The 16,050-nt window shown below is 40.7% G+C and carries 11 protein-coding genes and 2 tRNA genes; 5 read left to right on the forward strand and 8 right to left on the reverse strand.

What is annotated here, in order from left to right; all coding sequences use genetic code 11:
- Positions 1 to 20: 20 nt before the first annotated feature.
- From METVE_RS0110275 to METVE_RS0110285, 3 genes are all read right to left on the reverse strand, one after another.
- Positions 21 to 506 (reverse strand): thermonuclease family protein, encoded by a 486-nt coding sequence (locus tag METVE_RS0110275; RefSeq protein WP_020168396.1) that lies wholly within the window; start codon positions 504 to 506, stop codon positions 21 to 23.
- 268 nt (positions 507 to 774) lie between these two features.
- On the reverse strand, positions 775 to 939 hold the full coding sequence (locus tag METVE_RS12860; protein ID WP_232415310.1) for a hypothetical protein: 165 nt from the start codon (positions 937 to 939) through the stop codon (positions 775 to 777).
- A gap of 757 nt (positions 940 to 1,696) precedes the next feature.
- A complete protein-coding gene (locus METVE_RS0110285) occupies positions 1,697 to 2,077 on the reverse strand; it encodes a DUF1376 domain-containing protein (protein WP_020168398.1) in 381 nt (126 codons plus the stop codon).
- Positions 2,078 to 2,550: 473 nt separating this feature from the next.
- Here METVE_RS0110285 and METVE_RS0110290 point away from each other — a divergent pair, with 473 nt between their 5' ends.
- Positions 2,551 to 3,159, forward strand: coding sequence for a recombinase family protein (locus tag METVE_RS0110290; RefSeq protein WP_020168399.1), 609 nt, complete (start codon positions 2,551 to 2,553; stop codon positions 3,157 to 3,159).
- A 764-nt stretch (positions 3,160 to 3,923) separates the two neighbouring features.
- Here the strand turns inward: METVE_RS0110290 and METVE_RS0110295 are convergent.
- From METVE_RS0110295 to queF, 5 genes are all read right to left on the reverse strand, one after another.
- Entirely contained in the window at positions 3,924 to 4,922 is a 999-nt protein-coding gene (locus METVE_RS0110295) for a hypothetical protein (protein WP_232415311.1), read from the reverse strand.
- Between the two features lie 138 nt (positions 4,923 to 5,060).
- A complete protein-coding gene (locus METVE_RS0110300; RefSeq protein ID WP_020168401.1) occupies positions 5,061 to 6,635 on the reverse strand; it encodes a phage integrase in 1,575 nt (524 codons plus the stop codon).
- A gap of 92 nt (positions 6,636 to 6,727) precedes the next feature.
- A tRNA-Glu gene (locus METVE_RS0110305) sits at positions 6,728 to 6,803 on the reverse strand.
- Between the two features lie 98 nt (positions 6,804 to 6,901).
- Positions 6,902 to 6,977, reverse strand: a tRNA-Ala gene (locus METVE_RS0110310).
- Between the two features lie 115 nt (positions 6,978 to 7,092).
- Entirely contained in the window at positions 7,093 to 7,557 is a 465-nt protein-coding gene (gene queF, locus METVE_RS0110315; RefSeq protein WP_051085514.1) for a preQ(1) synthase, read from the reverse strand.
- A 129-nt stretch (positions 7,558 to 7,686) separates the two neighbouring features.
- On the opposite strand from queF, the gene smc reads away from it, so the two are divergent.
- From smc to METVE_RS0110335, 4 genes are all read left to right on the forward strand, one after another.
- Positions 7,687 to 11,214: a chromosome segregation protein SMC gene (gene smc / locus METVE_RS0110320; protein ID WP_020168403.1), complete on the forward strand. Its 3,528-nt coding sequence runs from the start codon at positions 7,687 to 7,689 to the stop codon at positions 11,212 to 11,214.
- A gap of 186 nt (positions 11,215 to 11,400) precedes the next feature.
- Complete coding sequence (locus tag METVE_RS0110325) at positions 11,401 to 12,849, forward strand: cell division protein ZipA C-terminal FtsZ-binding domain-containing protein (protein ID WP_020168404.1); 1,449 nt, start codon at positions 11,401 to 11,403, stop codon at positions 12,847 to 12,849.
- Positions 12,850 to 12,872: 23 nt separating this feature from the next.
- Complete coding sequence (ligA, locus tag METVE_RS0110330) at positions 12,873 to 15,029, forward strand: NAD-dependent DNA ligase LigA (RefSeq protein WP_020168405.1); 2,157 nt, start codon at positions 12,873 to 12,875, stop codon at positions 15,027 to 15,029.
- A gap of 26 nt (positions 15,030 to 15,055) precedes the next feature.
- On the forward strand, positions 15,056 to 15,994 hold the full coding sequence (locus METVE_RS0110335; RefSeq protein ID WP_020168406.1) for a tetratricopeptide repeat protein: 939 nt from the start codon (positions 15,056 to 15,058) through the stop codon (positions 15,992 to 15,994).
- Positions 15,995 to 16,050 lie beyond the last annotated feature (56 nt).

The raw sequence follows: 16,050 nt of genomic DNA on the forward strand, positions 1-16,050 counted from the left end.
CCTCCAGAAATATTTGGATATTACTTAATTAGTTTACGCCAGTCCCAAGGAGGTACAGGGTTAGATTCAATCCAAAGTCCAGCCTTAGACGTCTTAGCATCTTCCTGAGCATGTAGATAAGTGAGTCTATCCTCGAATACCTGCTCCTTCTTATACTTGCTGTAGTGCCAGGCTAAGCCTCTCTTAATTTGTTCTAGGTTCGCATCTAGGTCGTTGACCCACACCTTACCGACTAGACGCTCATACCGGTCATGCTTAGACCAATCTACAGTCACAGCCTTATTGAAGACTAAATCTGAAAGTGACCTCTTCGATACCTGTCCAAAAGGCTGCTTTTTCTCAGGCGCATCAATACCTGCCAATCTAACTTTGTATTGAGTGTTATTAGCGTCCAGTACAGTAATGGTATCCCCATCTGCTACACCCACAACTCTAGCTTGAAGTAACTCTGCATTTGCTGAAGAAATTGAGAGGTAAACTAGCAGCGGAACTATGTATTTATTCATACTCTGATTATCTTACAGAAGCCTATATAAATCCAATAAGATAATGATTAGAGAGAGGCCTACTGCGCTATCTGACACGATATTAGTTACTTGCCTATACTCACCTCTAGGACGACTTGAGATGTTCATTTACATGGCTTCTAGTAAGGTTTTTCGCTAGGGAATCTTAAGAGTTCAATCAGAAAAAAATAGATGCACATACACAGAAACCCTAAAGAATCATGAAGACTCCTTAGGATGACTGGTAGTGAAATCTATTGTTTATTTGCTATTTTCTGCCTGATGCAATTTGTACGCCTGTACCGCGTGTATTCCCCAAGTCACGTCCTTCATTAGTGGAAATACTTTGTGCGCCTGTGCCTCTATGCCCGGGAAGGTTATGACCCGCATCGTCATCAACAATCTGAGCACCTGTACCTTTGAAGCCTCGCATTGCGTGACCTTCATCATTAAGAACGAAGCGCATCCCTGTACGTCTATCGATGCTTGATGCTAACTGTACACCTGTCCCTTTATTGTCTTCATTCAGGTCTCGGTACTCATAGTTCACTGGTACTTGAAGACCTGTTTTAGGTTCGAGCGGGAGGCACATCAGTAACCTTTCTTTTTCAGATAAGCTTTACCTTTGGCTGCAAAGAAGTCTTGTAAAGCATCACCACTATCATTGATTTGAAGCCAAGTTTTACAGCTCTTACATTTGGAACGGTTACGGGATACTGGTACAAGGTGTGAGTTATTACATAGTGGGCAAGGTAATGTTTGAGGGGTATTGTTCATTTAAATTTTCATATTAGAGAGTTGGTGTGAAGGAGATAGATTCACTATAAGTATCACTAGAAAACAAGTGAATACCTTTAAGAGTATTGAAGGTTTAATACTTGTATCTAGTAATACTTATAGGTGACTAAAAGTTAACTGACATAGATATATATACACAGTAATAATGATGTAAGTAGCTAATGGTTATCTCAAGATAACAGTTAGTAAATTCAAGAATTACCCTTAGAGATTAGTAACTGTGTACTTGAGTTATTAGAGAGGGATAGTTATACAAATAACAATTGTGTGAGTTAGTTAGATATGTCTTTTTATCTATCTCTCTATATTTCTATCTATGTATCTTTCTATCTATCTATAGGCTAGTAGTGGTTAGCATCGGTTAGCAGTGGCTAATGTTGGCTAGTGAATAATTAAAAATCAGGTTTATCTTCATCTTTAATACGGCTTCCACGGGATTTACTGGCTCTCTCCGATTGTAAGCGAGCAGACTCAATGGTTTCATTTAACTGTCTATCCAACTCAACATGAAAGTATTTATCTTCACTATCACGAGGAAAGAACTCATTAAGTACTGAGGCTAGTGCAACTTCTCCACCTGAATCAATAATGCCAAGCCTTCTATTGAGGCTACTATTTATTTCAGGTAACTTATTCCCTGAAGACCAGTAAAGTGTGAGGAGCTTAATATAGATAGCTACATGGGTATCGCTCCACCCAACTATCTCATTTGTGAACATACCAACGTTTAACTTAAACCAGCCCATAGTATCTTTAGTCGTCTTAGCAGCCATTCTTACTTACTCCGCGTAACCAACAGTTCATGCTCAGAAAGCAGTACTGCTATCGCCTGGCTGTTATTAATCGATGCTCGGTGAGTCTCTAGGTATTCTCGCTGGAATTTCTTTAGATATTCGAAAGTGACCAGCGGTAGTGAGAAGCTTCTTATGACCTTTATTTCATTAGTGTTTTGCATTATTTCCTTGTACAGATTTGATTAAAAATTGAGGGGGTATTACTAAGATGTACAGTTCAGTCTGTAAGCCATTGTAAAAGCTCATTTATGACTGTCTTTACTAAGGTGTGCCATTCAAACTGTAAGTAATTGATTGTTCATAAAGACTGACCAAATCACCCCATACTAAAACCCCTTAAAACTAACCCTCTAGAAGTCGCATAAAACCTAGACCATAATCTATGCTACTTGACTATACCAAAACAATTGATTTAGTATGGGTGTAATCACATTAATCAGGATTCTATAACCATGACTAAACAATCAAAGCGAGTAGCTCTATACGCCCGTGTGAGTACCGAGAGTCAGACTACAGATAATCAGCTAATTGAGTTAAGAAAAGTCGCTGAGAGAATGGGCTGGATTGTTGTAGGTGAGTTTGTAGACCACGCAATTAGTGGAGGTAAGGGCAGAGACCAAAGACCAGCATTTGATAAGCTACAAAAGGGTGCTATCCGCAAAGATTATGAACTGATAATGGCATGGTCGATAGATAGGCTTGGGCGTAGCTTAAGAGACTTAGTCAATTTTTTAGGTGATATACAAACAAGCAAAGTGGATTTGTATCTACATCAACAAGGGATTAACACGGAGACTCCAACAGGTAGATTGATGTTTCAAATGATTGGCATGTTTGCTGAGTTTGAAAAGTGCATCATTAAAGAAAGAGTTATTTCAGGTATCGCTAGAAGCAAAATAACAGGTACTAAATCAGGTAAGCCCCATGGGAGACCTGCTAACCTTGAGAATCCTGAGCCTCACATTAGAAAACTTAGGGCAGAAGGCTTAGGCATGTTGAAAATAGCAAAACAGTTAAGTATCGGTGTAAGCACTGTACAGCGTGTGTTAGCCACAACTTAAGGTCGCTGCAAAGCCCTCTAGAAGGTCTTAAGATTACCAACCGATATCCTTACTTGGCTAGTGATTATTTAAGGGCTTGTAGCTCGATTGCATTTTCAATAGTTCATAGTCTCATGCCGAATTATTACCTAAAGTAAACCTTCTCTTTTAGGAGATAGTTTCTTCGAAGATACTGATTTATAAGGATATTTTATTGCATTGGTGATAAATTGTTGATAGTCTAGCGATAACTCTTAGATTCCCTCAGAGATTCACTTAGGACACGCAAAGATAATGACTTACATTAGAGTATTTGGAATGGAATTAGCCTTCGAACACACGGAACATTCTGACTTCACTTTTCATGATGAATCGCCTATCTACTACGGATTTCAAATAGGTAAGTTATACATTACATACAATAAAACGAAAGAAAGCGGATTTGTTTTTGAGAGCCGTGGCTGGTGTTTAACTCTAGTTGCACCATCACCACGCGAGAAGAGTGTACAAGCATTGTAAATATGCATCACTAGCGAAGCCCTTGAGATTACCTTGAGGGCTTTTCTTTATCCACTAGCTCATTGGTTATGGGTTGCTAGTGACTATCAGAATACAGCTACAGGATGAGATAAATTCCAAGTTACCTATTGGATTTAAGCTTTGGTTTGTAAGTGGAGGAATCGCTAGGTTGCCAGGAGATTAACTTAAAGGGGGTCGGAGGGGGTGGTTTCAACGTCCTACGTATATGTAACCTAAACGAAATTTTATGTGGTTTTTAAATTGACCTAAGTCTTAGCAGAAACATCAAAGTTAATATTAGAAGCAGGGCTATCATTTGAAGAAGCTTTAAGCAAACCAGAGTCTCCGAAGTTAGTTACTGATTCTACTAGTTTAGCTAAAATCAAGTCCTTTTGTTCAGGGGTTGTGGCAGCTGCAACGAATGCTTCAGTACTGTTTGCAACTCTTTGTCGGTGTAAGTTATGTTCGAGGAGGTGTAAATATGCTTTTAAAACTGTTAAAAAATAGGTTGAAATCGCTGCAATAGATGCCAAGATAACACCTCTGATGCTCGCATGATAAGCAATTTTCCATGTCCATTCATCGTTTAAGTTATCCGCTGCATTGAGGAAATAAAAAGCTAATCCAAAGAACCAGATTAAGAAAATGGCTGCGCCAGCGGATGCAATGATTATTTTAAGATATAGGTTGCTTTGCGCTGATGTGAATTGTTTTTGCGCATCTATAACCGACACGCCTTGCGCGGTATTTTTAGCTGCCTCTTTTATTTGATTTGTTTCTTCGATTATTTGCTTAAGTGACTCAAGGGTCTCATCAGCGGATTTTGCTTTAGCTTTTATGTCTTCAGTTAGAGCAATAGCTTCTGAATGGCTTTTCTGTTCCTTAGATTCCTTTGGGAAAAGCTCGAGGTGCGTTATATAAAATTGCGGCCATACATTTAAAATTGCATCTATATTTGCGTATACATTTTCGACAACACTAGGTTTCTGTGCAACGAAGTCTTGATTATTCAAAGCTGAAAATGATGATAAGTGATTAAATAATGCGTCTAAGTGTGCAGTAACTGTTTGCACAGGAGTATTACTTACGTCTTTAGCAACTTGTTGTATAACGGCGATTTTGTCATAAAGGTCGTTTAGAACATCTGATAAAAATTTCTCTGAGGATTCTACGCCCAACTCAGGTCTAAAAATTCTTTCTTTAGGCAAGCTTAAAAAAGAGCTTATGGATTGATTCAACTTATCTATATTTGTTTGCGTAGCCAAAATATATCCTCTTCTGTAACTTTATGTTTGATTAGCTTTTACTATGATAATCACCTAGGCATTATATGAGTAAAATTTTTCAAAGCACTGCTATTAAATTAAAGTGTTTTCAATGATTTGTCGGAAATAAAGACTATTTCATCGTTTCAGATGACTTAAGTCGAGTCCCTTAAAATTTAACTTTTGCATTTCCTCATTAAGTGCATCAAGAGGGAATAGTCTAGCTCCATATTTATCCCCCACGTTACCCATAGAGTGACCCTCGATTCTCATTTGACAATCATAAGCCATCTTAGAACGTCTACTATGGTCTGAGAATGCATGTCTTAGTCCATGAAAAGGCATCGGAACCCGCGTAATCCCTAGCTCCTTTCGTACGTAGCTACTCCACCATTCACCCCATTTGTCTGCGAGTTTTCCTTGAACTCTAGTCACTTTTAGTTCAGGGAAGAGTTGAATTTCTTTACACTCTCTTTTTGCTTGGACATAATCCAAGAAACCCATTTTAATTAGGTCAGGGTGGATAGGCGCTCTTCGTTTTTTACCGTCTTTAACCGTGCGCCCTGTAGTCAACTCTGGGCGAATAAGAATGTAATTAATACCCTCATCTTCACCAATGTCATTAATATATAGCTGACCTATTTCATTCAGTCTTGCAGCGGTGTACAGCCCGATTAACGGCATCCAAAAAGCAGCTTCGCCCTTAAATCTCTTTGGGCGATAACCTTGCGTGAATACCTTAGAGTTAAAAATACTTTGTAGTTCTGCAACAGTGTAGGGATTATCAACTTCTCTTTCAGGTATCGAGAGCTTAGTCATATCCTTAAATGGGTTGTGTTGTATCTTAAGATTCTTCTCAGCGGTACTGAAGATAGCTGCTAGTATTCCTCTGCCTTTATTAATGGTTGCAGGTGATGATTTAGCTTCAAGCATTTTGTCTTTGAGAGAAATTACATGGCTCTTAGTGAACTCGTTAGGTTTGATGTCTCCTAGCATCTCCCTGACCTTTTTAATCATAGTATTGGCTTCAGCAATCGCAGTTCTTGATAGAGGAGTAGTAGCTTGGCTTATCCAGTAATCTCTAAGACCTTCCAGAGTATCAAACTTGCTAGTGGATTTACTTACAGGATTGATAATAGGGGCTTCAGGAGTCTCAACGATTTCCCCCTGATGTCTAAGCATTAACTGTGAGTTTGCTTCTACTGATGCTCTTAGAAACGCGTAAGCAAGCTTATTGTAATCAATAGAGTCTTCAAGAATGTGGTATCCATGAGACTCACAGAAATCTAACATTTCAAACTTGATTGTAGATGTATCGCCTCTTGCCAGGGCTGCCTTACCTCCGATATCTACAATCTCGAGGGACTCGTTTATTTTCCTAAAGTCTCTCTCTGAGAGTCCATCAGTTCTAGCTTCTTCATCTTCTTCAAGGATATGAGCTTTCCAAGCGTCTGTTAGATTCTTAATGTCCTCTTTGGATATTGAATCAATAGATTTAATGGTTGTGTTATTCCTGTATCCCTCAAACTCAATATCAAGACGAACATCCTCAGCCCTTGATAGACGTTCAGCTTCCCTAAGGTCTTTAGTTTTAAGGCTAAAGATTATCTCTAGTTTGGGGGAGTAATATGCGAGGAGTTCTAACGGAATACGTCTACGGAAATAGTAAGTACCATTCCGAGTTATAAGGTGTGTTTGAATAGGCAAAGTCATACCTCAAGTGTATCAGTTATGTGTAACACTTGGAGTTTGTAACTTATTGATTTACGTGAATTTTATTGCGAATCAGTCACTTGTGACTTAATTGGCGTCCCCACGGGGATTCGAACCCCGGTCGCCTCCGTGAAAGGGAGGTGTCCTAGGCCTCTAGACGATGGGGACCTAAGAATTACTTACTATTTAACGCAACAACATTTTACTACAAATCGATTAATTTCTTAAGAAGTATTTTATCTTAAAGCTATATTAATCACAGCTTTTGGTGGAGGTAAGCGGGATCGAACCGCTGACCTCTTGCATGCCATGCAAGCGCTCTCCCAGCTGAGCTATACCCCCAAACAACCACTTACAGCACGTTAAGTAACTTTTGATTTAAAGCGCCAACTCAACGAAGGCGCAATATTAAAGATGGGCAGGGTAATTGTCAACGCATTTTTGCCCAAATGTGTAATTATCCGCGCGTATTACTTTGCGATTCAAATTGTAGCAAATCAACTTTAGGTAATGGCTGCCAGCCCGTTTTGCGATGTTCTGCAACCACGTTAGTAAAAATGCCGCCACGCACATAAAATTTAGCGGTTACACGCATAAATTTTGGCTGTGTAGCTGAGACCAAATCATCTAAGATGCGATTAGTGACGGCTTCGTGAAAACAGCCTTCATTACGGAAAGAAACGATATACAGTTTTAAGCTTTTTAACTCTACGCAAAGCTGGTCTGCAATATAGTCTAAATAGATAACCGCGAAGTCTGGCTGACCTGTTTTTGGACAAAGACAGGTGAATTCCGGGATTTCCATATGAATATGAAAATCACGATTCGGGTTCGGATTAGGGAATGTTTCGAGCGTTTTAGAGGGTTGCGCGCTTAAATCGCCCAATATGGTGACGTTTTCGTGTAACGCGGTGCTAGACATAATGGCTTTCGTATCAAATAATAACGCTATTATAAAATGCTTCTTATGAAAACACATATAAAGTTAGACGCATGTAAAATAGGTTAACACCTTAATAAAACTAAATTATCTAATCTAAATTACTCACTTTTGCGCTTAACTCATTTAAAACTTGCTGGCTTTAAGTCTTTTGTAGACCCAACCACTATCCATCTGCACGGACAGCGCGTAGGAGTTGTTGGCCCGAATGGTTGCGGTAAATCCAATGTGATGGAGTCGGTGCGCTGGGTTTTGGGTGAATCTTCCGCCAAAGAAATGCGTGCGGATGCGATGGATGCAGTGATTTTTAATGGGTCGTCTAATCGAAAACCCATCTCGCGCGCCAGTGTTGAGATGATTTTTGATAATAGCCTTGGTGGAGCCAGCGGCGAATGGAACCAATATGCAGAAATCAGCGTTAAGCGCGTAATTGAGCGTGAAAAAGGCTCAACTTACTATATTAACAATACAGCCGTACGTAGGCGCGATGTGGCTGATCTTTTCTTAGGAACAGGTCTTGGTGGTCGCGCATATGCAATCATCGGCCAAAACACCATCTCTCGCATCGTAGAAGCCAAGCCTGAAGAATTACGTGTGTTTTTAGAAGAGGCGGCTGGTATCAGCAAATATAAAGAGCGCCGCCGCGAAACGGAGTTGCGCCTGCGTGATACACGCGAAAACCTGACGCGAGTAGAAGATATTTGCCGCGAACTGCAAAAGCAAATCACAAAATTAGAGTCACAAGCGGTTGTCACGCAACAATATCATGCGCTACAAGCCGCTTATAAGCTGGCTGATGGCCAGTTGTGGTTATTAAAGAAACGCGATGCCAGTGCCGAATGGGAGAAAACCAAGCGACAGGTTGAGAAGCTGGTGAATCAACTGGAATCGCAAATGGCTGATTTGCGAAAAAGTGAAGCGGATTTAGAGCAAAGTCGTCAGGCGCATTATGCGGCTTCTGAAGGTATTAACACGGCGCAGGCGGCATATTACGAAGCCAATGCAACCGTTTCTAATCTCGAAAATCAAGTCAAACAAAACACAGAAGCGCGTGAGCGCATGACGCAGCAATTACAGCAATTAGCGCAATCATTAGAACGCAATGCGAATAACAGCGAGGCTTTGCAACAAAATTTAGCACAACTAAATAATGAGTTAGAAGCCGCCACTACATTAGAAAAGCAATCTCAACAATCGCTAGATGCATTAAAGCTGACTTTGCCAGAAAAGCAATTGACGCTAAATTCGGCCAATCAAGCGACTCAAAAAAGTCAACAGGCTTTAGTGAATGCCAAGCAAAAAATTCAGGTTGAAACCAGCAGCATGCATTATTTAGAGCAAAATATCGCTGAAAATACGCAGCGTATTCAACGCGTTGAAGCAGATTTTTTACGTTTGGTTATACCGGATGAAGCGCAGTTAAAAAACAACGAACTGGCTTTGCAAAATGCGCAACAGAACGTGGTTGAAATTGAGTTGAAAGTACAAAAAATTATAGCGGATGAATTGACTTTTCAAGCCGTAATCAATCAGCTACGCGATCAGCAAAGCCAAGCGCAACGCGCTAGTAATCAAGCAGAAGCAGAATTACAAACGCTGCAAAAAATGCAACGGTCTTTGAATGCGGCGGGCAAGTTGGATGGCTGGTTGCAAAGTACGAGCTTAAATAAAAATGCACGATTATGGCAAAAAATTAAAGTAGATGAAGCTTGGAATGTGGCTTTAGAAGCGGTATTGGGCGCGAAGCTGAATGCTTTGATTGCAGATAAAAACGCGATTAGTGACAGGCCGCCTAGCTTTTTGGTGATGGGTTACAGATCAACAGAAAAAATTGTCGTTAATAAACAAGCGCCAAACAATCAAAGTGTGCACTTAACGCCGTTGATGGCGATTATAAAAGCTTGTGATGACGATTTGCGGCCAATTTTAGAAGATTGGTTGGCAGGAGTTTATTTGTTGACTGACGCAGATAATCAAAACAGCGCTATTAAAAATAAAGCCATTGCCGCTTTAAATATTGGCGAAACATTGGTTAACCAAGAAGGCGATGTATTTAGTAGCCACAGCGTGGTTTTTCATGGTGAAAACTCACAATTAAGTGGCGTGTTAGAGCGACAGGCCCAGCTTGAACAGTTGCAAAATCAACTGCCTAATTTGCACGCAGATTTGCAAGCATTAAATACTGCGTTAAAGCTTGCAGAGAGTAATTTGCTTCAAGCGCGTCAACAACAGCAACAAGAAAGCCAACAGCTGCGTTCTGCCACACAAACGCAACATCAATGCCAGCTGGAATTATCCAAGCTGCAACAGGTGCGCCAAGTTGCGCTAGAGCGCGAGAAAAGTATTCAAGCGGATATTGCTAACTCAACAGCCAAACTTGCAGAGCTTGTAAATACTAAAACGCTTAAACAAGACGCGTTAGAAGCCGTCACAAAAACACTTAACGCTTTGGAATTGGTAAAAAATAGTGACGAAGCAGCAAAAAAGCAAGCTGAACAAGCTTACTTTTCTGTACGTGAAAATATACAAACAGTTGAAAAAAAACATCAAGAGATTAGCTTCAATCTGAAATTAAATCACAACAAAATCATTGAGATAAATAATAAAATTAATGTGAATAATGAAGAGAAAATTGCTTTTGAATTACGCAAAACTGAGGCGGAGCAGGTGTTGGAGTTAACACCGATGGCGACTTTAAAAGCAAATCTTGTTGAAGCGATTAATCATAAACAATTATGTGAAGCGGCGCTTGCTGGCGCGCGAAACTACTTGGTAGAGCAAGAGCAAGCGCTGCAAAATCTTGAGCGTGTGCGTATGCAAAATGAGCAGCAATTGCATCCACTACGTGATAATTTAGAACAAAGCCGTTTGAACGAACAGCAAGCACGTTTAAGTTTTGAGCAATGTCAGGCAGGTTTATTGGAAAATGGTCAAAATGAGCAAGAGTTGGCTATTGGCTTGGCTGAGAATGCTAAAACCAGCGATTTGGTGCGTAAATCGAATCAGATTCAACAAGGGATTGCGGAGTTGGGTGCCGTTAACTTAGCCGCTATTCAAGAATTAGCCACTGAAACGGAGCGTAAGACCTATTTAGATAGCCAGATGCAAGATTTACATCAGGCGACTGAAACTTTAGAAGATGCGATTCGCAAAATTGACCGTGAAACACGCGAAAAATTGATGCACACATTTAATACGGTGAATCAGAATTTTGCTGAGTTATTTGCAACATTATTTGGTGGTGGTCAAGCGAGATTGGAACTGTTGGGTGATGAGATTCTAGATACGGGCATGCAAGTTTTTGCGCAGCCACCAGGTAAAAAGAATACGACTATTCAATTACTTTCTGGTGGTGAAAAAGCGTTAACTGCCCTAGCTTTGGTGTTTGCCTTATTCCGGCTAAATCCTGCGCCATTTTGCTTGATGGACGAAGTGGATGCGCCGCTGGATGACAGCAATACCGAGCGATTCTGCCATATGGTTAAAAAGATGAGTGAAAAGACACAGTTTTTGTTTGTCAGCCACAATAAAATCACCATGGAAATGGCGCAGCAACTCATTGGTGTTACCATGCAGGAATCAGGCGTTTCGCGCATTGTTGATGTGGATATTGATGCGGCGCTCAGTTTTCAAAGTTGACTTTTAAATCAATAAAGTGTCAGAGTTAACACATCAAAACAGTCAATAATTAGAAATTAACTATTCATTCTCTTGATACTGCGATGTTTGCTTGAATTATTCCCGATTTCAACACACAATAGTTATGTGTTCCAAGCAATTCAGTAGCAAAAATCTTAAAACTTTAAATAGTAAGCTTTAAAAATTATGTCAGATTTACAAATAATATTGATTATTCTAGGTGCGTTTATCATTGCAGGTGTCGTTGTGTACAACTGGCTGCAAGAGAAAAAATTGCATAAGCAAGTTTCAAACGAATTTATTGTGCCGCAAAAAGATGTGCTAGCCGAAGATTTTTACATTGATACCGATGCGTTTGTGGAAAAAGAATTGGCAGATGTACCGCATAAAATCAAACACCATGCATTTGAAGACTCAGTAAATATAGAGTCGAAAAATAATGTCTCGGAAAAACTTCCAACACGAACAGAAGAAGTTGTTTATAAAAATAATGTGTTAGAAGACACTGTTTTAGAAGAAAAACCTTATCTAAAATCGACTTTTAATGAAACTCGCTTGAATGAAGATGTGGCTGAATCAACTAGATTTAGTGACAGTGATGAATCAGAAGTGGAAGCTGCAACTAACACCTTTTCTGAAAGTGAATCAAGCTCTAGATTGACAGATTCTGCAATCAATCAACCAGCTAAAACTATCCACGAATCTGAAGAAACTGCCACAAAAGTATTAGTAGAACCCAACGAAATCAACACTGCAGTTAAAAGCAGTGAAATCGACAATACACCGCCGCAATTGCCAAATAGCGTACATCCGCAAATCGATCTAACCGCTGTTTTATACGCCAATAAAAATATTGGTTACCAAGCGTTGGTTGATATGGTCGAAAGTATTGATGATATTAGTTTGCCGATAATGATCTATGGCCTTGATGACAGCGATAAATGGCATTTAGTCGATACCAATAACGCGCTTCAGATTGATGTAAATGCATTAACATTTAAACAAGTGACTTGTAGTTTGCAGTTGGCAGACAGGGGCGGTCCGGCAGCAAAAAATGTACTGAATAAATTTCAATATGCAGTTGAAAATATGGGTTTGGAATTGAATGCACATGTTGAGTGGCAGGGCAGCGGTGATGTATTACAACGCGCCATCGAAATCGATCAGTTTTGTATTGAAGTCGATCAATTGATCAACATACATGTGGCACAAAATGAGGTGCCTATTCACGGCACAAAATTTAGAGGTTTAGCAGAAGCTAATGGCATGGTGTTAAGCGATGATGGTAAATTTTATTATCAGGATTTCAGCGCGAAATACCCGTTATTCAGCGCGATAGAAGCCAATCATCAAGCCTTTACTGCGGACAGTTTGCGTAATAGCGTGTTAAAAGCCATTACTTTTCAGTTGGAAATTCCTAAAGTGCCCAACTGTGAACAAGCATTCAACCAAATGGTTTTGATCGCGCAAAAGTTGAGCATGAGTTTGACGGCTGATTTGGTAGACGACAATCAAAAGCCATTGGGTGATTTGCAGGTGGAAAAAATTCGCCAGCAACTTAAAATCATTCATGCAACGATGGTGGCGCGTGGCGTAATGCCCGGAAGCCCTGCCAGCATGCGCCTTTTTAACTAGTTTACGTTCAACGCCCTTACAGCATGGCTACTGAAGAAACTGCACGCCAGCAAGTAGCCGAACTTGCTGCAATCATTGCTCAGCATGAGTATCAATATTATGTGCTGGATGCACCAACTATCTCTGACAGCGAATACGATGGTTTATATCGCCAATTAGCGGAATTAGAACAACAATTTCCTCAATTAATCACCGCAGATTCGCCTACGCAAAGAGTCGGTGGCAGTGCAATCAGCAGCTTTGGCAGTGTGAAACATCGCCAAGCCATGTTGTCACTGAATAATGCGTTTGGCGATAGCGAGCTTTTAGCTTTCGATAAACGTATCCGCGACAGTTTAGGGATTGATCAAATAGAATATGCGGTAGAACCCAAATTTGATGGTTTGGCCATCACATTAACCTATGAAAACGGCGTATTTACTCAAGGCGCGACACGTGGCGATGGCTTTACGGGTGAAAATGTCACGCACAATCTACGCACCATTCGTGCCATTCCTACCAAATTATTAACACCTAATCCACCGCAGTTATTAGAAGTGCGTGGCGAAGTGATCATGCTAAAACGTGATTTTGAGCGTTTGAATCTTGCACAAGAAAAGCTGGGCGCCAAGCTGTTTGCTAACCCGCGTAACGCCGCTGCAGGCAGCTTGCGTCAGCTTGATCCACAAATTACTGCCACGCGCCCGCTACATTTTTTTGCTTATGGTTTGGGCGAGGCGATTGGCACGCCAGCCCTTAAATCACATGCAGAAGCGATGGATTATTTAACCAGTCTGCGCTTGCCGGTTAGCGATTTGCGCGGTGTTAAGTTAAATGCTGCTGGCTTGCAAGATTACTATGCGGAAATTGGCCAAAAACGCGCAAGTTTACCGTTTGATATTGACGGCGTTGTCTATAAGGTTAACCAGTTTAACCAGCAAAAAGAATTGGGCTTTGTTTCACGCGCGCCGCGCTGGGCGATTGCGCATAAATATCCAGCTGAAGAAGCACAAACGTTAGTAGAAGATATCACCGTGCAAGTAGGTCGTACGGGTGCAATTACGCCGGTGGCAAGGTTGAAAGCGGTTTTTGTTGGTGGCGTAACGGTCACTAATGCTACGTTGCATAATGAAGATGAACTACGCCGTAAAGATATTCGTATCGGCGATACAGTGATTGTGCGGCGAGCAGGCGATGTGATTCCAGAAGTGGTTTCTGTGGTTTTGGACCAGCGCCAAGAAAATGCGCCATTATTCACTATGCCAAGCAGTTGTCCTGAATGTGGATCGCATATTGAAAGACCACTAGATGAAGCCATTGCGCGCTGTACGGGCGGTTTAATTTGCCCCGCGCAACGTAAGCAAGCCATCACGCATTTTGCTTCGCGCCGTGCGATGGATATTGAAGGAATGGGCGATAAGTTAGCGGATCAATTGGTCGAAGCCAATTTAGTTAAATCATTAGATGATATCTATAAGCTAGACGTTGCAACGTTGGCGAATTTAGAGCGCATGGCAGTGAAATCTGCCAATAATGTTGTTAACGCCTTGGAAAGCAGTAAAAACACCACACTGGCACGCTTTATTTACGGTTTAGGCATTCGCAATGTCGGTGAAGCGACTGCAAAAGATTTAAGTGTGCATTTTGGCAATTTACAGGCCTTGTTGGATGCAAATGTTGACGCATTATTACAAGTGAATGATGTCGGGCCGATTGTGGCTGATGCTTTATTACAGTTTTTGTCAGAGCCGCATAATCGCCAAGTGATTGAATCGATGCGTGAATTAGGCGTTCATTGGCCAGAAAATGCAGGCAAGCAAAAAGCGACCGGTGTGTTATTGGATAAAGTATTTGTTTTAACGGGCACATTACCCAATTTATCGCGCGATGCCGCGCAAGCGTTGATTGAAGCCGCTGGCGGCAAGGTCACCAGTAGCGTTTCTAAAAAAACACATTATGTGGTGGCAGGCGCAGAGGCGGGCAGCAAATTAGAAAAAGCGTTGAGCTTAAAAGTCGCTGTGATTGATGAAGCTGATTTAATGCAATTGTTAGCTGAAAATCCTGATTCGTCTAAACCTGACTTGCCTAAATCAGCTAATTCCGCCTTATCTACAGTAAAAGATTTAAATCTAACCGAACAAGCAACTAATACACCGATTGATGCGTCTGATTCAACGCGTACGCAAAAAACTTTATTTTAAACAACAGCCATCTGAAAACACTACATATGAACCTAGAAAACACATTTAAAAAATTATTTATCCCATTGTTTATGATGAGTTTTAATTTAAGCGCCGCAGAGGTTGTTGAAAAAAACAGTGTTGAAAATAATGTGAGTTGCACGCAGGCATTGAGTGCTGGCGATATTAATAAAGCAATGAGTATTTCAACTGAAATCTTGAAATCTGATGCCAAAAATCGTGAGGCGCTGTTGTGTAAGGGCAGGGTGCTGGGCGCGCAAGGCAATTATGCGCAAGCGTTAAATGCGTTTGAGTTAGGCGCAAATGTTTCAAAAGAGCCTTTTGAGCAGATCATCACGAATTTGTTGATTGGTAATTTGCACCGGGATAATAAGCAGTATGATGCGGCAATTGTTAGTTATAACAAGAGCTTAGCCATGAGTTTGCAAGAGAATAATCAGAAATTTTCGCACATTAACTATAATTCGATTGGCGAAACGTATGCGTTAAATAATGACTTGAAAACAGCATTAACAAACTACGAAGCTGGCTTAAAACTAGCAATGAATGACAATGAGCGCGCGGACAGTCGTGAAAGGTTAGCTGCCACTTATAACGCAGCTGGCGAACATGATTTGGCCATTGAGCACCAGGTAAAAGCCACATTATTGCAAGAGAGATCTGGCACTTTGGATCAGCTTGCAAACTCACGTATGGAGTTGGGGCGCATTTATATTGCGGCCAAAGAATATCAAAATGCTGAAAGAACTTATGCGAAATTAGTACAGTTTGCTAAAGACAATGGCGGTGCTTATTACGAAGCCAAAGCCGATATAGGCTTGGCGCAAACCAAAGCCATCATTGGCGATAAAGCCGCGGCAAAACTACTATTAGCCGATTCTGAAAAAATAGCGAAAAGCATTGGCGATACTGAATTGATTGCTGAAGTTCAGACTTCAATGAATCAAATCAATGCACAAAAATAACTCTCTAATTACAATGATAGTTAACACATAAAAACTGTAAGGAAAATCAAATAGTC

The sequence above is a fragment of the Methylotenera versatilis 79 genome, assembly GCF_000384375.1.
GTDB lineage: Bacteria > Pseudomonadota > Gammaproteobacteria > Burkholderiales > Methylophilaceae > Methylotenera_A > Methylotenera_A versatilis_B.